18 protein-coding genes, 1 tRNA gene and 1 pseudogene are annotated in these 20932 nt (G+C 70.3%); 10 read left to right on the top strand and 10 right to left on the bottom strand.

Translation table 11 applies throughout. From position 1 onward, the window contains the following. Positions 1-355 precede the first annotated feature (355 nt). Together BJ965_RS23055 and BJ965_RS23050 are read right to left on the bottom strand one after the other, a co-directional pair. A complete protein-coding gene (locus tag BJ965_RS23055; protein WP_184910400.1) occupies positions 356-1450 on the bottom strand; it encodes an SPFH domain-containing protein in 1095 nt (364 codons plus the stop codon). Between the two features lie 29 nt (positions 1451-1479). Next, positions 1480-1917, bottom strand: a complete 438-nt coding sequence (locus BJ965_RS23050) for an NfeD family protein (RefSeq protein WP_184910399.1) — start codon at positions 1915-1917, stop codon at positions 1480-1482. A 527-nt stretch (positions 1918-2444) separates the two neighbouring features. On the opposite strand from BJ965_RS23050, the gene BJ965_RS23045 reads away from it, so the two are divergent. Continuing rightward, positions 2445-2870, top strand: a complete 426-nt coding sequence (locus BJ965_RS23045) for a hypothetical protein (protein WP_030844778.1) — start codon at positions 2445-2447, stop codon at positions 2868-2870. A 13-nt stretch (positions 2871-2883) separates the two neighbouring features. On the opposite strand, the gene BJ965_RS23040 is transcribed toward BJ965_RS23045, so the two are convergent. After that, positions 2884-3645 carry an SDR family oxidoreductase gene (locus BJ965_RS23040; protein WP_184910398.1) on the bottom strand — a complete coding sequence of 254 codons (762 nt, stop codon included), beginning with the start codon at positions 3643-3645 and terminating at the stop codon, positions 2884-2886. A gap of 145 nt (positions 3646-3790) precedes the next feature. Here BJ965_RS23040 and BJ965_RS23035 point away from each other — a divergent pair, with 145 nt between their 5' ends. Beyond that, positions 3791-4642 (top strand): helix-turn-helix transcriptional regulator, encoded by an 852-nt coding sequence (locus tag BJ965_RS23035; RefSeq protein WP_184910397.1) that lies wholly within the window; start codon positions 3791-3793, stop codon positions 4640-4642. Between the two features lie 338 nt (positions 4643-4980). Here BJ965_RS23035 and BJ965_RS23030 read toward each other — a convergent pair whose 3' ends face one another. Next, positions 4981-6369, bottom strand: a complete 1389-nt coding sequence (locus tag BJ965_RS23030; protein ID WP_184910396.1) for a cystathionine beta-synthase — start codon at positions 6367-6369, stop codon at positions 4981-4983. Between the two features lie 156 nt (positions 6370-6525). Between BJ965_RS23030 and BJ965_RS23025 the strand changes: the two genes are divergently transcribed. The 3 genes from BJ965_RS23025 (at position 6526) to BJ965_RS23015 (ending at position 9984) form a co-directional block, all read left to right on the top strand. Further along, entirely contained in the window at positions 6526-7551 is a 1026-nt protein-coding gene (locus tag BJ965_RS23025) for an SGNH/GDSL hydrolase family protein (protein ID WP_184910395.1), read from the top strand. Between the two features lie 156 nt (positions 7552-7707). Next, positions 7708-8928, top strand: coding sequence for an acetyl-CoA C-acetyltransferase (locus BJ965_RS23020; protein ID WP_184910394.1), 1221 nt, complete (start codon positions 7708-7710; stop codon positions 8926-8928). Positions 8929-9201: 273 nt separating this feature from the next. Beyond that, the gene (locus tag BJ965_RS23015) at positions 9202-9984 is read left to right on the top strand and encodes a hypothetical protein (protein WP_184910393.1); all 783 of its coding nucleotides are present in this window, start codon (positions 9202-9204) and stop codon (positions 9982-9984) included. Between the two features lie 12 nt (positions 9985-9996). On the opposite strand, the gene BJ965_RS23010 is transcribed toward BJ965_RS23015, so the two are convergent. Continuing rightward, positions 9997-10302 carry a hypothetical protein gene (locus BJ965_RS23010; RefSeq protein ID WP_184910392.1) on the bottom strand — a complete coding sequence of 102 codons (306 nt, stop codon included), beginning with the start codon at positions 10300-10302 and terminating at the stop codon, positions 9997-9999. Between the two features lie 101 nt (positions 10303-10403). Here BJ965_RS23010 and BJ965_RS23005 point away from each other — a divergent pair, with 101 nt between their 5' ends. Further along, positions 10404-10634, top strand: coding sequence for a DUF4287 domain-containing protein (locus BJ965_RS23005; protein ID WP_030844794.1), 231 nt, complete (start codon positions 10404-10406; stop codon positions 10632-10634). Between the two features lie 73 nt (positions 10635-10707). On the opposite strand, the gene BJ965_RS23000 is transcribed toward BJ965_RS23005, so the two are convergent. The 3 genes from BJ965_RS23000 to BJ965_RS22990 all read right to left on the bottom strand — a co-directional run bounded on the left by BJ965_RS23000 (position 10708) and on the right by BJ965_RS22990 (position 13166). After that, a complete protein-coding gene (locus BJ965_RS23000; protein ID WP_184910391.1) occupies positions 10708-11616 on the bottom strand; it encodes a Bax inhibitor-1/YccA family protein in 909 nt (302 codons plus the stop codon). Positions 11617-11773: 157 nt separating this feature from the next. Next, positions 11774-12949: a 4-hydroxybenzoate 3-monooxygenase gene (locus BJ965_RS22995; RefSeq protein ID WP_184910390.1), complete on the bottom strand. Its 1176-nt coding sequence runs from the start codon at positions 12947-12949 to the stop codon at positions 11774-11776. A 133-nt stretch (positions 12950-13082) separates the two neighbouring features. Continuing rightward, positions 13083-13166, bottom strand: a tRNA-Leu gene (locus BJ965_RS22990). A 415-nt stretch (positions 13167-13581) separates the two neighbouring features. Here BJ965_RS22990 and BJ965_RS22985 point away from each other — a divergent pair. Next, entirely contained in the window at positions 13582-14352 is a 771-nt protein-coding gene (locus tag BJ965_RS22985; RefSeq protein ID WP_030844800.1) for an ABC transporter ATP-binding protein, read from the top strand. Between the two features lie 38 nt (positions 14353-14390). After that, the gene (locus BJ965_RS22980; RefSeq protein ID WP_184910389.1) at positions 14391-16925 is read left to right on the top strand and encodes an ABC transporter permease; all 2535 of its coding nucleotides are present in this window, start codon (positions 14391-14393) and stop codon (positions 16923-16925) included. Between the two features lie 75 nt (positions 16926-17000). Here the strand turns inward: BJ965_RS22980 and BJ965_RS22975 are convergent, their stop codons facing one another. Beyond that, positions 17001-18308 carry an SAM-dependent methyltransferase gene (locus BJ965_RS22975; RefSeq protein ID WP_184910388.1) on the bottom strand — a complete coding sequence of 436 codons (1308 nt, stop codon included), beginning with the start codon at positions 18306-18308 and terminating at the stop codon, positions 17001-17003. A gap of 168 nt (positions 18309-18476) precedes the next feature. Further along, positions 18477-19861 (bottom strand): annotated as a pseudogene (locus BJ965_RS22970) (NAD(P)/FAD-dependent oxidoreductase). Between the two features lie 530 nt (positions 19862-20391). On the opposite strand from BJ965_RS22970, the gene BJ965_RS22965 reads away from it, so the two are divergent. Together BJ965_RS22965 and BJ965_RS22960 are read left to right on the top strand one after the other, a co-directional pair. Further along, entirely contained in the window at positions 20392-20664 is a 273-nt protein-coding gene (locus BJ965_RS22965) for a type II toxin-antitoxin system Phd/YefM family antitoxin (RefSeq protein ID WP_184910387.1), read from the top strand. Continuing rightward, entirely contained in the window at positions 20661-20930 is a 270-nt protein-coding gene (locus tag BJ965_RS22960; RefSeq protein WP_184910386.1) for a type II toxin-antitoxin system RelE family toxin, read from the top strand. Before BJ965_RS22965 ends, BJ965_RS22960 begins: the two co-directional genes overlap by 4 nt. Positions 20931-20932 lie beyond the last annotated feature (2 nt).

Raw genomic sequence — 20932 nt, 5'->3', positions numbered from 1 at the left:
TCAGCGGCGAGCTCGCCGGCAGCCACTGACCGGGATACACGCAGCGAGGGCCGCGGAGGAGTCACTCTCCGCGGCCTTCGCGGACGAAACCGGGATGCGGCCCGGCCGGTGGCCTCAGGGCGACGGACAGTGCCCTCGGTCAGGAGCGGAGAGCCGGCAGGAGCTCGGGCGCTTGAAGGGCGAGGCAGACCGCGAGCACGGCGACGCCGATCAGCGCCCGCCCCGCCCGCATCAGCCCCATGTACAGGACGAGCAGGGCGGCGCACCCCGAACCGCCCTCGCCGACGGCCAGTCCGGTGATCCCGTACCAGAGACCGGCGACCGTGGTGCCGACGATCCTCGCCCGGGAGTGGGCTCAGCCGCCACCGGGCGTCTGGCCCCGGCGCGGTGTCTGAGGCGACTTCGCGGCCTCGGCCTCGGCCTTGGCGTCGCTCACCGCGGCAGCGGCCTGCCTCCCCGCCTCGTCGGCCGCCGCGGCGGCGTCGAGAGAAGCCGGCCATCCTGCGTCGAGCTCCGGAGTCCCGCCTTCGGCCGACGTGTGGTCAGCGCCGGCGTCGGCTGCTGCCTGCGGTTGCGCCGCCGACTGGTCGCCGAATGCGGTGGTGACGGTCCGGATCGCCTCGGTCAGCTCCCCCGGGATCACCCAGAACGTGTTGTTGTCGCTGTTCGCCAGGTGCGGGAGCGTCTCCAGATACTTGTAGGCCAGGATCTTCGCGTCGGCATTGTTGCGGTGGACGGCCTGGAAGACGAGCTCCACCGCCTTCGCTTCACCGTCCGCCCGCAGGATCATGGCTTGTTGCGTGCCCTGGGCTTCCAGGATGTCCTTCTGCTTCGTGCCTTCCGCCGTGAGGATCTTGGCCTGTCGCTCGCCCTCGGCGTGCAGGATGGCAGCGCGCTTGTCCCGCTCGGCCCGCATCTGCTTCTCCATCGCTTCCTTGATGGTGTGCGGTGGATCGATGGCCTTGATCTCGACGCGGTTGACCCTGATGCCCCACTTGCCGGTGGCGTCGTCGAGGACCGCGCGCAGCCGGGAGTTGATCTCCTCGCGCGAGGTGAGCGTCTCCTCCAGGTCCATGCTGCCGATGACGTTCCGGAGCGTGGTCACGGTGAGCTGATCGATCGCCTGCAGGTAGTCGGCGACCTCGTAGGCCGCCGCCCGCGGATCGGTGATCTGGTAGTAGAGGACGGTGTCGATGTTGACCACGAGGTTGTCCTCGGTGATCACCGGCCTGGGATCGGATGAATAGACCTGCTCTCGCACGTCGAGTTTGGTGTTGATGCGGTCCGCCACCGGCAGGAGCAGGTTCAGCCCGGGTTGCAGCGTCCGGCGGTAGCGGCCGAAGCGCTCTACGTTGTAGCGGCGGGCCTGAGGGACGATCCGCACGGTGGAGGCCACGAGGAAGACGATGACGAGGGCCGCCACGAGGATGGGGATGACAACTGGTTCCACAGTGCCTCCGTTGCTGCGTGTTCAGCCGTTCAGGGAAGGAGCTCGCGGGGATAGACGATGGCGGTGGCGCCTTCGATCTCCATGACGTCGACCAGCGCTCCCACCGGGATCACATGGCTCTCGTCGAGGGCGCGGGCGGACCATTCCTCGCCGGAGAGTTTGATCAGGCCACGGGTCGCGGTGACTTCCTGCATGACCTCGGCCCGCTTGCCGATCAGCGCGTCGCTGCCGTCGCGGATGAGGGGCTGCTGTTCCATGTGCCGCAGCGCGACGGGACGGACGAGGACGAGGCCCGCCGCCGCCGCTGCCACCAGGGCCAGGAGCTGGCCGGACAGGCCGATGCCGACGCCGGCGACCACGGCGGCGACCAGCGCGGCGCCCGCCAGCAGCCCGAAGACAAGGGTCAGGGTGAAAAACTCCGCGGCACCCAGCGCCGCAGCAGCGAGCAGCCACGCGAACCACGGCATCGAATCGCCCTTCTTCAGGGGCCCTCTCCACCAAGCTACCGCCCGGAACGCCAGGCAGACAGAGAGACAGACACGTCAACCGTGGTTCTGCTCGGAGACAGGCGGGCCCCGTGCGGCGCAGGTACCGCAAGAAGAAGAAGCGGTCTACCGGCTCGTCGTCGGCAGACCGCCGGAAGGCGGGCAGCAAGCACCACTGATCTGCGGCGGGAAGGGCACTCCGTTGCACGTGATCACCACAGCGGCCGACGTCTACGCCATCGGCGGCGGCGCAGCGCCCGGCGCACCGCTTGAACTGCGGGCCGTGTTCCCCGGTACGGCCTCGGGGTGCCGTCGCGGTCGGCCGGGCCGTCCGGCGACGGGCGGGATCCCGTCGACCATTTTGACGGTCTGGGTGTTCAGACGCCTTGTCAACTCTCATTTCCACGGGCGGCCCTCGGCGGTACGACCGCAAACCCCCCCGCGGAACAGGGGGGCTAACCCCAGTGCGGCGGGTGGCGGCGCTTTCTACCGTGGACGGCATGACGGGAATGGACGCGCGGGACGCCGACCTCAAGAGGGAACTCGACGCCACCCTGCACGCACGCAGGGATCTGGGCGAGGAGTACGAACCGGCGCTGGTCGAATCGTTCCTGGAGAAGGTCGACCAGCGGATCGACGGCGCGGTGGAGCGCCGGGTGCGGCGGCAGCTCGCGGAGCAGCAGATGCAGACGGCCCGGGACTCCCGGTCGCCGAGGGTCACGGACTCCTGGGGCGAGCGGTTCGGCTTCGCCATCGTCTCCCTGGTCCTCGCCGTGCCGCTGTCCGCGATCGGCGGGGGCGTGGCCCGTCTGCCCGGGCTGCTCGTCGCCTGGGCGGGCATCGTCGGCGTCAACGTCGTCCAGGCGCTCCGCACCAACCCGAACCTGTTCGGCCGCCGCCGCTCGTCCTCCCAGGACGGTGGCTGGGAGGACTGAGCGCGCACGCCGGTCAGACCTGCCGCGTCGGCAGCGCGACGATCTGCCGCAGATTGACGTGGTGCGGCCGGCTCGTCGCGTAGGCCACCAGGTCGGCCAGCTCCTCCGCGGACAGGGCGCCCACCTCGTCGAGCATGCCCTCGACCTGCCGGGACAGGTCCGCGTCGGAGATGTGGGTGCGCAGCTCGCTCTCCACGAACCCGGGCTCGATGTTGGTGACCCGGACGTCCCGGGGTCCGAACTCCCCGCGCAGGGCTTCCGACAGATAGGTGACGGCCGCCTTGGTCGCGCCGTAGACGGCGTAGTTCGGGAAGCTGAGGTGCGCGGCGATGGACGAGATGTTCACGATGTCGGCCGTACGGCCGTCGGCGGCGGCGCTCACCAGGTCGCCGGTGAAGGCGCCGATCATCCGCAGCACCCCGGTCACGTTGGTGTCGAGCATCCGCTGCCACTCGTCGGCGCGCCGGGCGTCGACGGGGTGAGGCAGCATGACGCCGGCGCAGTTCACGACCAGGTCGACGGTCCCGTACTCCGCGTGGATGCGCGCGGCGGCGTCCGCGACGGACGTCTCGTCGGTGACGTCCGCGGCGACGGCCAGGGCCTGGCCGCCGTCGGCCCTGATCTTCCCGGCGATGGCGGTCAGCCGTTCCGCGCGCCGGGCGACCAGCGCCACCCGGGCGCCCTCGGCGGCCAGCAGCACGGCGACGGCCTCGCCGATCCCGCTCGCGGCTCCGGTGACGACGGCGGTACGGCCGGCCAGGCTGTCGTACGACATGGGGTTCCCCTTCGGTGTCGGCCGGGGCGTCTCCCCGGCCTCGGACACCACCCTCGGCCGCCGCGGCAGCCCTACCCAGGGCTGTGCTCTTCCTGGGTCTGCCAGTACCAGGTTCGGCGGGCCCGGGCGGCCTAGGCTCGGGCCCATGGACGGAGAACTGGGAGACTTCCTGCGCTCGCGCCGTGCCCGCATCCAGCCGGAGGAGGTGGGGCTGCCGTCGTACGGCCGCCGTCGCGTCCCGGGCCTGCGCCGCGAGGAGGTCGCGCAGCTGGCCGGGGTGAGCGTCGACTACTACGTCCGCCTCGAACAGGGCAGGGGGCCCGGGGCTCCCTCCCGGACCAGGTCCGGGGGTGTCTCGGACGCCGTGCTGGACGCGATCGCCCGGATGCTGCGGCTGGACGAGGCCGAGCACGCGTATCTGCGGGCGGTCGCCCGGCCGCGCCGGCAGGACGGGCACGGGCCGGCCACTCCCCGGGTGCGCCCGGGTGTGCAGCTGCTCCTGGACGGCATGGACCGCAATCCCGCATATGTCCTGGACCACCGCATGGACGTCCTGGCCTGGAACCCCCTCGCCGACGCCGTGCTCGGCTTCAGCGGCACGGGCGACCTCAGCCTGCCGCGCCGCCTCTTCCTCGACCCCGTCTCGCGGGAGCTCTACCCGGACTGGGCCGAGGTGACCGCCCAGATGGTGTCGCATCTGCGCCTGCAGGCGGGCCACCATCCCGGCGACCCCGCCACGGGGGAACTCGTCGCCGAACTCGCCCGGGCCAGCGAGGAGTTCCGCCGGCTGTGGGGGGACCACCTGGTCAAGCCCTGCGACCACGGCGTGAAACTCCTGCGGCACCCGGTCGCGGGCCTGCTGACCCTCCCCTACGAGACCCTCACGGTCCCGGCGGCGCCGGACCAGACGATCGTGGTGTACACGCCCGAACCGGGCTCGGAGACGGCGGAGCGCCTGGCGCTGCTGGGGAGCTGGGCGACGAGCCACACGGGCTGACGTCACGTGAGGAGATGCGCGGGGACCGCCGCACCCCCGTGAACGGGGGGCGGGACGACGGCGGTCCCCGCGAAGGACGCGGGCCCGGTCAGGCCGGGCGTGCGCGTCCAAGGCGTCCATGGAGGTCCGGGAGCCGCTCCGGAGGTCCTGTGACGCCGTTCGGCGCCGGTTCGGGCGGGGAGCCGCTCCCGCCCTGCCGACATCCACCAATGTGCAGGACACGTGTTAAGCGGGTGCTGCGCGAACGTGACACCCACGTACCGGTTCCGCGAAGTCCGCGGAGATCACGGACGCCGCAAGTTCACCCGGTACACGGGCGGTTCACCGGAGGTTGGGCGTCACTTCCCCGTGCGGGCGAGGAAGGACAGCAGGTCCTGCCGGCTGACCACACCGGTCGGCTTGCCCTCGACGAGGACGATCGCCGCGTCCGCCTTGCCCAGCACGGCCATCAGGTCCGCGAGCGGTTCGCCGGAGCCGACCTGGGGAAGCGGGCCGGACATGTGCTTCTCCAGCGGGTCCTCGAGCGAAGCGCTCTTGCTGAACAGCGCGTCCAGCAGCTCGCGTTCCACGACCGAGCCGACGACCTCGGCCGCCATCACGTCCGGGTGGCCGGCGCCCGGCTTGACGACCGGCATCTGCGAGACGCCGTACTCGCGCAGCACGTCGATGGCCTGTCCGACGGTCTCCTCCGGGTGCATGTGGACGAGGGAGGGCATGCGGTCGCCCTCCTTGTCGTTCAGGACGTCGGCCACGCGGGCGCTGGGGCCGGTGTCCTCCAGGAAGCCGTAGTCGGCCATCCACTCATCGTTGAAGATCTTGCTGAGGTAGCCGCGGCCGCTGTCCGGCAGCAGGACCACCACGACGTCGTCCGGCCCGAGCCGCTCGGCGACCTCCAGCGCGGCCACGACGGCCATGCCGCAGGAGCCGCCGACGAGCAGGCCCTCCTCCTTGGCGAGGCGGCGGGTCATCTGGAACGAGTCCTTGTCGGACACGGCGACGATCTCGTCCGCGACGGTCCGGTCGTAGGCGGTCGGCCAGAAGTCCTCACCGACGCCCTCGACGAGGTAGGGCCGGCCGGAGCCGCCGGAGTAGACGGAGCCCTCGGGGTCCGCGCCGACGACCTTCACCGAGCCGCCGCTGATCTCCTTCAGGTAGCGGCCGGTTCCGGAGATGGTGCCGCCGGTGCCCACGCCCGCCACGAAGTGGGTGAGCTTCCCCTCCGTCTGCTCCCACAGCTCGGGGCCGGTCGAGTGGTAGTGGGAGAGCGGGTTGTTGGGGTTGGAGTACTGGTCGGGCTTCCAGGCCCCCGGCGTCTCACGGACCAGCCGGTCGGAGACGTTGTAGTACGAGTCCGGGTGCTCGGGGTCCACGGCGGTCGGGCACACCACGACCTCGGCGCCGTACGCGCGCAGCACGTTGATCTTGTCGGTGCTCACCTTGTCGGGGCACACGAAGATGCACTTGTACCCCTTCTGCTGCGCCACGATGGCGAGCCCGACGCCGGTGTTGCCGCTGGTCGGCTCGACGATCGTGCCGCCGGGCTTGAGAGCGCCGCTCTCCTCGGCCGCCTCGATCATGCGCAGGGCGATGCGGTCCTTCACCGAGCCGCCGGGATTGAAGTACTCCACCTTGGCCAGGACGGTCGCCCTGATGCCCTTGGTCACGCTGTTGAGCTTCACCAGCGGGGTGTTGCCGACGAGGCTGATCATCGAGTCGTGGAACTGCACCGTTGTCTCCGGATGCCGCAGAAGTGGTCTGAGTGGTGCCGCCAGCCTATGACCTTGTCGTGGTCCGTGACGGTCGTTCACTCCCTGTTGAGATTGGGCGACGGGCTGTACGGGGCAAGCACTGGGTGTACGGGTTCGAGGAGGTGGCAGCGACGCATGACGAGCATGTCGAGGGCGAGGGTGGCCCGGCGGATCGCCGCCGGCGCGGCGTACGGCGGCGGCGGGGTCGGGCTGGCCGGGGCGGCGGCGGTCGGGCTGGTGCTGGCCGAGGTGCAGTTGGCGCGGCGCCGGGTGGGCAACGGCACGTCTCCTCATGTGCCGCACGCGGACGGGCTGTACGGCCGTACGTACGCCGGTCCGGCCGTGGCACCGCTGAGGCTGACCATGCTGGGCGACTCCACGGCCGCGGGCCAGGGCGTACACCGGGGCGGGCAGACACCGGGAGCGCTGCTGGCGTCGGGGCTCGCGGCGCTGGCCGAGCGGCCGGTGGAGCTGCGCACGGTGGCGACTCCCGGGGCGTGCTCGGACGACCTGGACCGCCAGGTGGCGCTGGTGCTGGCCGATCCCGACCCCGTGCCCGACATCTGCGTGATCATGGTCGGGGCGAACGACGTCACCCACCGCATGCCCCCGACCCGCTCGGTCCGCCATCTCGCCTCGGCGGTCCGGCGGCTGCGCACGGCCGGTGCGGAGGTCGTGGTCGGCACCTGCCCCGACCTCGGCACGATCGAGCCGGTGCGGCAGCCTTTGCGCTGGCTGGCCCGGCGGGCGTCACGCCAGCTGGCGGCCGCCCAGACGATCGGAGTCGTCGAACAGGGCGGCCGCACGGTGTCGCTGGGCGACCTGCTGGGCCCCGAGTTCGCCGAGAATCCGCGCGAGCTGTTCGGCCCGGACAGCTACCACCCCTCCGCCGAGGGCTACGCGACGGCTGCGATGGCGGTCCTGCCGAGCGTCTGCGCCTCCCTGGGCCTGTGGCCCGCCGAGGAGGAGCGCCCGGACGCCTCCCGCCGCGAGGGCTTCCTGCCGGTGGCGCGGGCGGCGGCGGAGGCCGCCTCGGAGGCGGGCACGGAGGTCGCGGCGGCGATGCCCAGCGGGCCGCGCGGACCATGGGCCCTGCTGAAGCGCCGGCGGCGTCGGCGGGTACCCGAGCAGGAACCGGCCCCCGCCAGTCCTTCGAGCTGAGGAGCACCGCGGAGCGAGCCCCGGCGAGGAGGAAGCAAAGCAAGCGCTTGGAAACTGCGGCCAGGGTCACACCGCGACACCCGTGACCCAGCCCATACGTACGGGTAACTTCCCAGACAGCCCAAGCAGACCACCCGGTACGTCAATGGAGCCGTGATGCCCGAAGCCGTGATCGTCTCAGCCGCCCGCTCCCCCATCGGCCGCGCCGTCAAGGGCTCCCTCAAGGATCTCCGCCCGGACGACCTGACCGCCACGATCGTCCAGGCCGCCCTGGCCAAGGTCCCCGAGCTGGACCCGAAGGACATCGACGACCTGATGCTCGGCTGCGGCCTGCCCGGCGGCGAGCAGGGCCACAACCTCGGCCGCATCGTGGCCGTGCAGATGGGCATGGACCACCTGCCGGGCTGCACCGTCACCCGGTACTGCTCCTCCTCCCTGCAGACCTCCCGGATGGCCCTGCACGCGATCAAGGCCGGCGAGGGGGACGTCTTCATCTCGGCCGGCGTGGAGACGGTCTCCCGCTACGCGAAGGGCAGCTCCGACGGCCTGCCCGACACGCACAACCCGCTCTTCGCCGACGCCGAGGCCCGGACCGAGGCCACCGCCCAGTCCGAGGGCTCGACCTGGCACGACCCGCGCGAGGACGGCCTGCTGCCCGACCCGTACATCGCGATGGGCCAGACCGCCGAGAACCTGGCCCGCACCAAGGGCGTCACCCGCCAGGACATGGACGAGTTCGGCGTCCGCTCGCAGAACCTCGCCGAGGAAGCCATCAAGAACGGCTTCTGGGAGCGCGAGATCACCCCGGTCACCCTCCCCGACGGCACGGTCGTCTCCAAGGACGACGGCCCCCGCGCCGGCGTCACCCTGGAGGGCGTGCAGGGCCTCAAGCCGGTCTTCCGCCCCGACGGCATGGTCACGGCCGCCAACTGCTGCCCGCTGAACGACGGCGCCGCGGCCCTGGTGATCATGTCCGACACCAAGGCCCGTGAGCTCGGCCTCACCCCGCTCGCCCGGATCGTGTCGACCGGCGTCTCCGGCCTCTCGCCCGAGATCATGGGACTCGGCCCGGTCGAGGCGAGCAAGCAGGCCCTGCGGCGCGCCGGGCTGGGCATCGGCGACATCGACCTGGTCGAGATCAACGAGGCGTTCGCCGCCCAGGTGATCCCCTCCTACCGAGACCTGGGCATCCCGCTGGAGAAGCTGAACGTCAACGGCGGTGCCATCGCCGTCGGCCACCCCTTCGGCATGACCGGCGCCCGCATCACCACCACGCTCATCAATTCCCTCCAGTTCCATGACAAGCAGTTCGGTCTGGAGACGATGTGCGTCGGCGGCGGCCAGGGCATGGCCATGGTCATCGAGCGCCTCAGCTGAGCGGCGCACCGTAGCCGCCATAGCACCCGCTGTGAGCCTTGAGCCCAGAACCCTGGAAACTCCAGGGTTCTGGGCTGTTTTGTGATCCAATCTCCCCCAGGATGTGACCTATCTCCCTCCGCCAGGGGAGAACCCCAGGTCACAGCAGCCGCACCCCCTCCCCCGACACCGAAGCCCTGTCCGTTTCGTGACGTTACGCACTGACAGCGGGTTAGTCCGCCCTTCAAGCTGATGTAGGAAGTCGGGGGTCGACTTTGAACCGGGAGTACGTCAGTGAGCGCCATGCCGATCGCGTTGCTGGTCACCACGGCCGCCACGGGCGCCGTGGGCGTCGCCGTCCTGCGCACCGTCCTGCAGCTGCGCCGACAGGTCGCGGCCCTGCACACCGCGCTGGCCGAGAGCCGCGCCTCCACCACCCGTGCGCTGCTGCCCGCCGCCCGTACCGCTGCCGACACCGATGAGATACGTGCCGCCGTGGCGGCGGCGCTCGCCGAGGAGCGGGAGCGGGAGCTGGCCGAGGCGCGGGCGTTCTGGGCCGCCCAGGAGGCCCGTGACGCCTCCGACGCGCCCTCCCTGCTGGGCCTGCCCGAGGTCGACCTGTTCCTGCCCCGCCAGGCCGATTTCGCGGGTCTGGAGCCGGTGTCCGAGCCCGGCACGGACACCGAGGAGCCGGCCGGCGAGTCCCCGGAACTGGCCGCGGCCCGCCGCCGCCACCCCTCGCACCCGGACTTCGTGCCGACCCAGTCGCCGGTCGTGAACGACCACGAGCGCACCGTCGCCACCCTGGAGGAGCTCGCCTCCTCCCGCATCGAGCTGACGGACGTGCGCCCCGGCCCGCTGGGCACCCTGGACGTCTACGTCTTCGCCGACGGCACGACCCTGTGCATGACGCCGGGCCACCGCGAGACGGCGGAGCACCTCTCCGCGGCCCTGCGCGCCGGCCGGACCCCGGTCCTGCTGGGCGGCTCCGGCATCTCGGGCGCCTACACCCTCACGTTCGAATGCGGCGAGGAGAACGTGTACATCCTGGCGGACCGGGTCATCGCGTCCCTGTAGGGAGCGCCCCCGCTAGACCCCCGCCCGCTTCTGCGCCTCCTCCACCAACGTCACGGCTTCGTCGACGTCGGCTTCGCCGGGGACCACGACCGCCAGATCGTTCCCGGCGACGGTGATCTGATCTGCCGCTGCAAACATCCCCGCATCCGGCATCTCCCGGGGCTCCACGCCCTCGAGTACCTGCGCCCTCCGGGCCAACTCCCTGGCCAGCTCCAGAGCCTCGGCGGCAGCTCCGCGCTGCAACCGGCTCTGGGGCGCGGCCCTCAATCGATCGGCGAAGTGCTCCACCGCACGGGTCAGAGGCGTCGTATCAACCACGCCGCGAGCGTACGCGTCCCACCGGGACTGTTGCCAACGGGCGAACACTCAGGCACGGTGACCTGAAGGACCGGCTTACATCCCAGCGTCCGGAGGCGCCGATGTCCCAAGTCTTCTCCGAAGAGACCCACCGCAACATGCTCGCCCGCATCCCGCACTGCACCGGTCGTGAGATCTCCGACTGGTTGCGCACCGTCGAAGACGGCCCCGCGCTCTTCCGCTTCGAGGAAAAGGTCAGCTGGCTCCGGCACGAACACAACCTGGCGTACGGCCACGCCAAGGCGATCATCCACGAGTACGACCTGAGGCGGGCCGCGCGCAAACTCCGCTAGGCGCGCACACCGTCCTCCCGACGACGAAGGGCCCCGGCCGAAGCCGGGGCCCTTCGCGCTACGACTGCCGGAACTAGTCGCTGCTGTTGAGGATCGAGATGAGCCTCAGGAACTCCATGTAGATCCACACCAGCGTCAGCGTGAGGCCGAAGGCCGCGAGCCAGGCCTCCTCGCGCGGGGCACCATAGGCGACGCCGTCCTCGACCTGCTTGAAGTCCAGGGCGAGGAAGCAGGCACCGAGGATGATGCCGATGACGCCGAAGATGATGCCGAGGGGCCCGCTGCGGAAGCCGAGGCCGTCACCGCCGCCGAACACCGCGAACAGCAGGTTCACGGTCATCAGCAGGATGAAGCCGAGCGCGGCCGCCATCACGAAGCCGTAGAAGCGTCGGTTGACGCGGATCCAGCCGGCCTTGTAGGCGATCAGCACACCGGTGAAGACCGCCATCGTGCCGATCACGGCCTGCATGGCCGCACCGTCGGCGATGCGGTTGTCGACGATGTTGGAGACGACGCCGAGGAAGACACCCTCGAACGCGGCGTACGTCAGGATCAGCGCGGGCGAGGCCTTGCGCTTGAACGACTGCACGAACGCCAGGACCATGCCGATCAACGCGGCGCCGATACCGATGCCGTAGCTACGGCTGATGTTGGCGTCGTCGATCGGCAGCAGGGCCCAGGAGAGCGCCGCGGTGAGGATGAGCACGCCGAGCGTGCTCGCCGTGCGCAGGACGACGTCGTCGATGGTCATCCGGCCGGTGGTGGCCGGTGCCTGCGGCGGCGCGCCGTACTGCAGGTCCTGCTGGGCGTAAGGGTTCTGCGCGTAAGGGTTCTGCGCGTACTGGTCGCCCGTCGGCTGCGCGTACGGGTTGCCCTGGGTGGCGACAGCGGGACCCCCGGCCTGCGGCGCGGTGTTGAAGCCCGCGTAGCCGTTGTCGCGGCTGAACCCCCGTCGCGAGAAGACCGGGTTTCTGCTCCTCATTTCACTCCTCCATGGCCACTCGCCGTGGCCTTGGCTCAAGAGTAATAGGTAGGCAAAGGAATGACCCTACTGCTTGGGGAGGATCTTTCCCTCGTCGTGCTGGCCAACACGCTACGCGGCTTCGTGATTCCCCTCACCGCAGGGGGTCACTCCCGGCTCACCCGAACGGGAAGCCCGTGTAGGCCTCGGCCAGGTCCGTCTCGGCAGCGCGGGACGAGGCGATCCGGTCCAGCCGGGCGAGCTGGAGCCGGCCCTCGAAGGCCGTGGCGCCGGGCGCGGTGTGCAGAAGGGCCGTCATGTCGTAGGAGAACCGCTCGGCCTGCCAGACGCGGCGCAGGCAGGTCGCTGAGTAGGCGTCGAGCAGCTCCGGCGAGCCGGTCTCCTGCCGGTGCGTCAGGGCCCGCGCGAAGGTCACCACGTCGCCGACGGCGAGGTTCAGGCCCTTGGCCCCGGTCGGGGGGACGATGTGTGCCGCGTCACCGGCGAGGAAGAGGCGGCCGTGGCGCATGGGCTCGTGGACGTAGGAGCGCATGGGCGTGACCGACTTCTGGGTGATCGGGCCGCGTTCCAGGCGCCAGTCGTCGTCTGTCTCGAACCGGCGCTCCAGCTCATCCCAGATCTCCTCGTCGCTCCACGTCCCGGCGTCCGTGCCGTCGGGCACCTGGAGGTAGAGGCGGGAGACGGCCGGGGACCTCATGGAGAGCAGGGCGAAACCCCGGTCGTGGCGGGCGTAGACGAGCTCGTCGTGCGAGGGCGGCACGTCGGCGAGGATGCCCAGCCAGCCGAAGGGGTACGTCCGTTCGAAGACGTGGGCGAGTCCGGCCGGGACCGCCTTGCGGGCCACGCCCCAGAAGCCGTCGCAGCCGACGACGTAGGCGCACTCCAGGACGTCCTCGCGGCCCTCGTGCCGGAAGCGGATCCGCGGGGCGTCGGTGTCGGCGTCCTCCACGGCCAGCGCCTCCGCCTCGAAGAGCAGGGGGCCGCCGCCTTGGAGCTGGAGGGCGATGAGGTCCTTGCACACCTCGGTCTGGGCGTAGACGGTCACGGACCGACCGCCGGTGAGGCCGGGGAAGTCCACGCGGTGGCGCCTGCGGTCGAAGCGCAGTTCGATGCCGTCGTGGCGCAGCCCCTCGCGGTCCATGCGCTCCCCGGCGCCGGCCGCGCGCAGCACGTCCACCGTGCCCTGTTCCAGGATCCCGGCGCGCTGGCGCCGTTCGACGTAGGAGCGGTCGCGGCTCTCCAGGACGACCGCGTCGATGCCGGCGTTGTGGAGCAGCCGGGCGAGGAGGAGGCCGGCGGGGCCCGCTCCGATGATGCCGACGGTGGTGCGCATCGGACGACCTCTTCTCATCCCGTTCGTCAGGTGAAATTTCTTTCACCATGTGCGTGTGAGTCTCCGACGGCATACGGCCGCTGTCAACGGGCACGCCGTGAACTCTTCAATGGACCACGCAGGGATCGGAAGGTGCCCGGAGCCGGACTCGAACCGGCACGCCCGCGAAGGGGCAGCGAGGTTTAAGCTCGCCGTGTCTGCATTCCACCATCCGGGCAGGCCGTGGGCTCCGCATCGAGGTTCCGAGACTATCCGGACGGGTCCCCCGAACAGCGGAAGCGTGGACCGATGTTGTCTTATTTTATTGACGTCTGAGGGTGCATCAGCCCACGGAACGCGCCATCCGCACTTGCCAGTAGCCTTCCGTGCGCCCGTCGGCCGCGCATGCGGAATGACGGAATTTCACCGCCCGAACAAGGGCACTCCACCTGTTCTCGACACCCGGACGCATCGGTTCCCGACAGCGGGGCCCCTCAGGGGTGTTCGTCATCCCCAGGTATGACACCGCCCGCCCCGGTCAGACCCGAGTCGGCCTTCGGAACCGGAACAACGGGTGACTACACGGCGCCGTGGGACCCGGACGATGGAACACGTCCTTCCCGTACACAGCCGTCCGACAGGAGAGCCATCCCGTGACCACCGCTTCCCTCACCGACCGGGCCACCACCGCGGCCGCGCGCGCCACGGATCTCTCGAAGATCTACGGGCAGGGTGAGACCCAGGTGGTCGCCCTGGACCGCGTCTCCGTCGACTTCCGGCAGGCCGAGTTCACCGCGATCATGGGCCCCTCCGGCTCCGGCAAGTCCACCCTGATGCACTGCGTGGCCGGCCTCGACTCCTTCTCCTCCGGGTCGGTGCGCATCGGTGACACCGAACTCGGCTCGCTGAAGGACAAGCAGCTGACCAAGCTGCGCCGGGACAAGATCGGCTTCATCTTCCAGGCGTTCAACCTGCTGCCCACCCTGACCGCCCTGGAGAACATCACCCTCCCGATGGACATCGCGGGCCGCAAGCCGGACAAGCAGTGGCTGGACTCCGTCATCCGGATGGTCGGCCTGGCGGACCGGCTCGGCCACCGGCCGTCCCAGCTGTCCGGCGGTCAGCAGCAGCGCGTCGCCGTGGCCCGGGCGCTGGCCTCCCGGCCCGAGATCATCTTCGGGGACGAGCCCACCGGAAACCTCGACTCGCGCTCCGGCGCCGAGGTGCTGGGCTTCCTGCGCAACTCCGTGCGGGAGCTGGGCCAGACGGTGGTGATGGTGACGCACGACCCGGTGGCCGCGGCCTACGCGGACCGGGTGATCTTCCTGGCGGACGGCCGGATCGTCGACGAGATGCACGGGCCGACGGCCGACTCCGTGCTCGACCGCATGAAGGCGTTCGACGCCAAGGGCCGCACCAGCTGATCCCCCGTCAGGACCGACAGGACTGAGAAGAAGAACCCATGTTCCGTACCGCCTTGCGCAATGTGCTCGCACACAAGGCCCGGCTCCTGATGACTGTGCTCGCCGTGATGCTCGGCGTCGCGTTCGTCTCCGGCACCCTGGTCTTCGCCGACACCCTCTCCAACGCCTTCCGCAACCAGTCGGCGAAGAGCTACGACGACGTCGCCGTCGCCGTCTCCTCGTACACCGACCCGGACAACTCCGAGGAGGAGCCGGGCCTGTCCGGCAAGGTCCTCGACAGGATCTCGGCCGTGGACGGCGTCGCAGGGGTGTACGGCCGCGTCGAGGGCTTCGCCGGGGTCGCCGACCCCGACGGGAAGCTGATCGGCGTCGGCTGGTCCAACAAGGGCTCCAACTTCGCCCCCGGCAAGGACGGCAAGGACGCCGCCTACACGTTCACCGACGGCTCCGGCCCGGTGAAGGACGACCAGATCGCCCTGGACAAGGAGTCCGCCGCCAAGGGCGAGTACAAGGTCGGCGACCGGGTGCGCGTCGCGACCAACGGCCCGGTGAGGGAGTACACCCTCAGCGGGGTGTTCACCACCGAGGACGGTGCGGTCAACGCCGGCGGCAGCCTGGTCCTCTTCGACACCGCCGTCGCCCAGAAGCAGTACCTCAAGCCGGGCTACTTCGACAGCGTCACCGTCACCGCCACCCCCGGCGCCGACGACGCGAGGATCCTGAACGCCGTCAAGCCGCTGCTGCCCGACACCGCCGAGGCGCAGACCGGCCAGGCGCTCGCCGACGAGCAGGCCGAGCAGATCGAGCAGGGCATGGGGAACCTCAAGCAGGTCCTGCTCGGCTTCGCGGGCATCGCGCTCTTCGTCGGGATCTTCCTGATCTCCAACACGTTCACGATGCTGGTCGCCCAGCGCACCAAGGAGATCGCCCTGATGCGCGCCGTCGGCGCGTCCCGCAGGCAGATCACCCGCTCGGTGCTCGCCGAGGCCGCGCTGGTGGGTCTGGTCGCCTCGGCCGTCGGCTTCGGCCTCGGCATCGGCCTGGCCGTCGGACTCCGCTCCGGAATGGCCGCGTTCGACATGAAGATGCCGGACGGTCCGCTGATCCTGTCCGCCACTCCCGTGATCGCGGCTCTCTCGGTGGGCGTGCTGATCACGACGTTCGCCGCCTGGCTGCCCGGCCGCCGCGCCGCGAAGATCCCGCCGGTGGCGGCCATGAACAGTGTCCACGCGGTGGCCACCACCAAGTCGCTGGTCCTGCGCAACTCCATCGGTGCGGTCGTCACCGCCCTCGGTGCGGTGGGGATCGTGGCGGGTGCCTCGACCGGCGGCGACGACGGCCGCATGTACATCGGGGCGGGTGCCTTCCTCGCGCTGATCGGCGTCATCATCCTGATCCCGCTGCTGTCGCGGCCCGTGATCGCACTCGTCCGTCCGTTGCTCGTCGGCCCCTTCGGGGTGGCGGGCAAGCTGGCCGGCCAGAACGCGGTCCGCAACCCGCGCCGCACCGGCGCCACCGCCTCGGCGCTGGCCATCGGGCTGACGCTGGTGACCGGCCTGTCGGTGCTCGGCATCACGGTCGGCACGGCCATCGACAAGATGACCACCGACAACATCAAGGCCGACTACATGGTCTCGATGGCCAACGGCGGTGACCTCGACCGGTCCGCGCTGACGGCGCTGGAGAAGGCCGAGGGCGTGTCCGCGGTCTCGCCGCAGCAGGACGCCTACTTCCAGGTCGACGGCGACGACTTCGTGTCCGCCTCGGCGGTCACCCCGGGCGACATCGAGAAGGTCCTGACCGTCGACGTCGTCAGCGGCAGCGCGGACTCGCTCGCCGACGGCCGGATCGCGGTCGCCGAGAAGACGGCGAAGAGCAGGGGCTGGAAGACCGGCGACACCGTCGCCGTCACCTTCGGCGACGACAAGAAGGCCAAGCTGACGGTCGGCGCCGTCTACAAGGACAGCGAGTTCCTCTCCCCCGTCCTCATCGACCGGAAGATCGTGGACCGGCACGAGACGAAGCCGTCCATCCGGCAGGTCTTCGTGAAGGTCGACGGCGGCCAGACCGCGGCGAACGAGAAGGTCCTCGTCGACGCGCTGGGGGACAACCCCGCGATCACCATGATGGACCGGCAGGACATCCGCAACGAGTTCGGCGGCGCCATCAACACCCTGCTGAACATCATGTACGGCCTGCTGGCGATGGCTTTGATCATCGCGGTGCTGGGCGTGGTCAACACCCTCGCGATGTCGGTCTTCGAACGGCAGCAGGAGATCGGCATGCTCCGCGCCATCGGCCTGGACCGGCGCCGGGTGAAGCGGATGGTCCGACTGGAGGCCGTCGTCATCTCGGTGTTCGGCGCGGTGGTCGGCATCGGTCTCGGGGCGTTCCTCGGCTGGGCGATCGGCGAGACCTTCGCGGACCAGATCCCGGGGTACACGCTGGTCCTGCCCTGGGACCGGATCGGGATCTTCCTGGTGCTGGCCGGTCTGGTCGGCGTCCTGGCCGCGCTGTGGCCGGCCCGCAACGCCGCGCGGCTGAACATGCTGAACGCGATCAAGGCGGAGTGACCGCGTCGCTCCGCGGTACGCCGAAGGGCCGGGTTCCCCGTGACGGGGAGCCCGGCCCTTCCGGTCGTGCCCCGGTCAGTCCCGGGCGGGCGCACCCCAGGTGCGGGCCCGCAACGGCATCCCGGAGGTGCCCGATTCCGGGGTCCGCACGGCGAGGACCTGGTTGACGCCGATGCGGTTGTGTTCGAAGGCGAGGGCGGACGCCGCCATGTAGAGGCGCCAGACGCGGGCGCGGCCGGGGCCGGCCAGCCGGACGGCATGCTGCCAGTCGGCCTCCAGGCGGTCGACCCACCGGCGCAGGGTCAGGGCGTAGTGCTCGCGGATCGCCTCGACGTCGCGCACCTCGAACCCGGCGCGCTCCAGCTGGGCCACGGTGCTGCCGATCGGCTGGAGCTCACCGTCGGGGAAGACGTAGGAGTCGATGAAGGCGTCGACGCTGTACGTCGTCTCCTCCCGCTGCGGGCGGCGGGCGATCTGGTGGTTCAGAAGCCGCCCGCCGGGCTTGAGCAGGTCGTACAGGGCGGCGGCGTACTCCAGGTACTGCTCGGCACCGACGTGTTCGGCCATGCCGATGGAGGAGATCGCGTCGTAGGGCCCGTCGCGGACGTCGCGGTAGTCCTGGACGCGGATCTCGATCCTGTCGGTGAGGCCCTCGTCGGCGACGCGCTTGCGGGCGTAGGCGGCCTGCTCCTGGGAGAGCGTGACGCCGACGACGCTCACACCGTGCTCGCGGGCCGCGTGGATGGCCATCGAGCCCCAGCCGCAGCCGACATCGAGCAGCCGCAGGCCGGGTCTCAGGCCGAGCTTGCGGCAGACGAGTTCGAGCTTGTCCCGCTGGGCCTGTTCGAGGGTGCTGTCCGGCGTGGGCCAGTAGGCGCAGGAGTACACCATGGACGGACCGAGGACGATCTCGTAGAAGTCGTTGCCGACGTCGTAGTGGTGGCTGATGGCGCGTCGGTCGGTGCGCTTGGTGTGCAGGTGGCGGCGGGGGCTGCGGGTCTCCTCGCGGGGCGGGGCGGGCGGCAGCGGGGGGCCGGCCAGCTTGAACAGTCCGCGGACGGCGGCGCGGACCTCGGGGTCGCGCAGGGCCTGGGCGAGGGTGCGGGCGTCGTCGCCGCGCTCCCAGATGAGTCCGGCCAGCAGATCGAGGGTCGTGTAGAGGTCGCCCTCGATGTCGAGGTCGCCCGCCACCCAGGCGCGGGCCAGGCCCAGTTCGCCCGGCTTCCACAGCAGGCGGCGCAGCGCGCGGCGGTTGCGTACGACCAGGGTCGGCGCGCCCGGCGGGCCGGACTGCGAACCGTCCCAGGCGCGGATGCGCACCGGGAGCGGTGCTCCCAGCAACTGTGTGAAGAGGCCCTGCAGCCGCGGCGCGGCGTCTGCCATGGTGTACACCTCCGTGACGGGAATCCCGGAATGTCCGACACCACGTAAACACCTGCGGGGGTCCGGCGCAGTCCCCGGCACGCGTCATGACTGGGCAAAACACGCCGAAGGGCCTCCCGCACCACGGATGGCGGGAGGCCCTTCGTCAGGCAGATGACCGACCGGAGGTCAGGAGGCCTTGGCCTTCTCCTCGGTCTTCTCCTTCGGCGCGGCGGCGACCGGGGCCGGCTTGGCGGCCTCGTAGAACTCCTCGCGCGGCGTCTCGATGGCGCCGAGCGAGACGACCTCGCGCTTGAGGAACATGCCGAGGGTCCAGTCGGCGAAGACGCGGATCTTGCGGTTCCAGGTCGGCATCGCCAGACCGTGGTAGCCGCGGTGCATGTACCAGGCGAGACGGCCCTTGAGCTTGATCTTCATCTTGCCCATGACGATCATCGCGACGCCCTTGTGGAGGCCGAGACCGGCCACCGCGCCCTTGTTGGCGTGCGAGTAGTCCTTCTGCGGGAAGCCCCGCATGCCGGACACCACGTTGTCACCGAGGACCCGGGCCTGGCGCAGCGCGTGCTGGGCGTTCGGCGGGCACCAGGCGTTCTCGTTGCCCGCCTTGCGGCCGACGAGGTCCGGAACCTGGGCGTTGTCGCCGGCGGCCCAGATGTAGTCGGTGCCCTTGACCTGGAGGGTCGGCTCGCAGTCGACGTGACCGCGGGGGCCCAGCGGCAGGCCGTAGCGGGCCAGGGCCGGGTTGGGCTTGACGCCGGCGGTCCAGACGATGGTGCTGGAGTCGACCTCGAGGCCGTTCTTCAGCACCACGTGGCCGTCGACGCAGGAGTCCATGGAGGTGGACAGGTAGACCTCGACGCCGCGGCCCTCGAGGTGCTCCTTGCCGTACTTGCCGAGCTTGGGGCCGACCTCGGGGAGGATCTTGTCGGCGGCGTCGACCAGGATGAAGCGCATGTCCTCACGGGACACGTTCTTGTAGTACTTCGCGGCGTCCCGGGCCATGTCCTCGACCTCGCCGATGGTCTCCGCACCGGCGAACCCGCCGCCCACGAAGACGAAGGTGAGCGCCTTGCGGCGGATCTCCTCGTCGGTGGTGGAGTCGGCCTTGTCGAGCTGCTCGAGGACGTGGTTGCGCAGGCCGATGGCCTCCTCGACGCCCTTCATGCCGATGCCCTGCTCCGCGAGCCCGGGGATCGGGAAGGTACGGGAGACCGCGCCGAGCGCGATCACCAGGTAGTCGAAGGGCAGCTCGTAGGCCTCGCCGACCAGCGGGGAGACCGTGGCGACCTTGCGGTCCTGGTCGATGGTGGTGACCCGGCCGGTGAGAACCTCCGCCTTGGGCAGCACGCGTCGCAGCGGGACGACGGGCGCGGGGAGATGTTGCCGGCGGCGGCTTCGGGGAGGAAGGGCTGGTAGGTCATGTACGACCGGGGGTCGACGACCGTGACGGTCGCCTCGCCGTAGCGCATCTTCTTCTGGATGCGCCGAGCTGCGTACAGGCCTACGTACCCACCGCCTACTACGAGGATCCTGGGACGCTCCGTGGTGCTCATGCCATCGAGTATCCACCCGTCTCAGGGGGGTGGCTCGTGCGCCCCTTCACAAGCTCGGGTGGGGTGTGTGTTATCCTCCGCGACCCACGTGATCCACGTCATGGTGACAACCGGGCTCCTTTGTGCACACCGGAGCGTTGTCAATGCCGCGTGAGCTGCCTCTCTGTGCCGGAGGAGCCTCCGTGAGGCACTCCCCGGGAGCCCCTTCGAGTCGCCCGCCGGACCCCTCCATACCATGCTTCTGAACATGTTCAAAGGGCTGTTCAGCCCCCGGACGGGTCAACGGGACCCCTCTCGTCGCCCGGGAGGGCCGAATTCCTTGTGAAGAACTTCACGAACTTTCTCGACGGGCTGCCGTCCGGGGGTCCCGCGGGACCTCCTAATCGCGCTCATTCGTGATCCATGCCTGCTCAGAAGCGGGCTACGCGACCGACCACGCGATGCCGTCGAGGATTTCCCATGAACGCGCCTCCCGTACGCGACGACGTCCACACCTGGCTGGTGTACACGGAAATGCGTACACTTCTTTCATGGCCGATAACACCGTGACCGTCAGGGAAGCACGCGCACACCTCGCGGAACACATCAACCGCGCCGAGGAAGGCACTCCGACCGTTATAACGCGCAACGGCGCCCCGGTAGCCGCGGTCGTGCCGATCGCCGACTTCGAAGCGCTGGAGGAGGCGGCCGACGTGATGCTGGCCCGGGAGGCGGAAGCGGTTCTGGCCGACGGCGGGCCCACCGTTGCCATGGCCGAGCTGCTGGCGGACCTGTTCAGCGAGCGCGGTGAAGGCGCCGCGTGAAGTACGCCTTCCGGTTCACTACTGCTGCACAGCGGCAGCTGCGGGCCATCAGCCGGCACGATGCCATGCGCATCCTGACCGCCTTGACCGCGCTCGGCGACGATCCGTACCGCGAGGACGCCGATGTCAAGAAGCTCACCGGCCCGTCCGGGCTCTACCGGCTCAGGGTCGGCAGCTACAGGGTCGCCTACCAGATCAACGATGGTGAGCTCGTCATCCTCGTCGTCAAGGTAGGCGACCGGCGGGACGTGTACCGCAACCTGTAGGC

The organism is Streptomyces luteogriseus, from assembly GCF_014205055.1.
Taxonomy (GTDB): Bacteria; Actinomycetota; Actinomycetes; order Streptomycetales; family Streptomycetaceae; genus Streptomyces; species Streptomyces luteogriseus.
Note: the sequence above shows the minus strand (reverse complement) of the source record. Positions and strands in the feature narration are given on the sequence as shown.

Excerpts from the sequence above, each read along its gene's own strand:
- BJ965_RS23050 (WP_184910399.1), bottom strand. The coding sequence starts at position 1,917 with ATGCCGTGGTTCGCGTGGCTGCTCGCTGCTGCGGCGCTGGGTGCCGCG.
- BJ965_RS23045 (WP_030844778.1), top strand. The coding sequence starts at position 2,445 with ATGGACGCGCGGGACGCCGACCTCAAGAGGGAACTCGACGCCACCCTG.
- BJ965_RS23040 (WP_184910398.1), bottom strand. The coding sequence starts at position 3,645 with ATGTCGTACGACAGCCTGGCCGGCCGTACCGCCGTCGTCACCGGAGCC.
- BJ965_RS23035 (WP_184910397.1), top strand. The coding sequence starts at position 3,791 with ATGGACGGAGAACTGGGAGACTTCCTGCGCTCGCGCCGTGCCCGCATC.
- BJ965_RS23025 (WP_184910395.1), top strand. The coding sequence starts at position 6,526 with ATGACGAGCATGTCGAGGGCGAGGGTGGCCCGGCGGATCGCCGCCGGC.
- BJ965_RS23020 (WP_184910394.1), top strand. The coding sequence starts at position 7,708 with ATGCCCGAAGCCGTGATCGTCTCAGCCGCCCGCTCCCCCATCGGCCGC.
- BJ965_RS23005 (WP_030844794.1), top strand. The coding sequence starts at position 10,404 with ATGTCCCAAGTCTTCTCCGAAGAGACCCACCGCAACATGCTCGCCCGC.
- BJ965_RS23000 (WP_184910391.1), bottom strand. The coding sequence starts at position 11,616 with ATGAGGAGCAGAAACCCGGTCTTCTCGCGACGGGGGTTCAGCCGCGAC.
- BJ965_RS22995 (WP_184910390.1), bottom strand. The coding sequence starts at position 12,949 with ATGCGCACCACCGTCGGCATCATCGGAGCGGGCCCCGCCGGCCTCCTC.
- BJ965_RS22980 (WP_184910389.1), top strand. The coding sequence starts at position 14,391 with ATGTTCCGTACCGCCTTGCGCAATGTGCTCGCACACAAGGCCCGGCTC.
- BJ965_RS22975 (WP_184910388.1), bottom strand. The coding sequence starts at position 18,308 with ATGGCAGACGCCGCGCCGCGGCTGCAGGGCCTCTTCACACAGTTGCTG.
- BJ965_RS22965 (WP_184910387.1), top strand. The coding sequence starts at position 20,392 with ATGGCCGATAACACCGTGACCGTCAGGGAAGCACGCGCACACCTCGCG.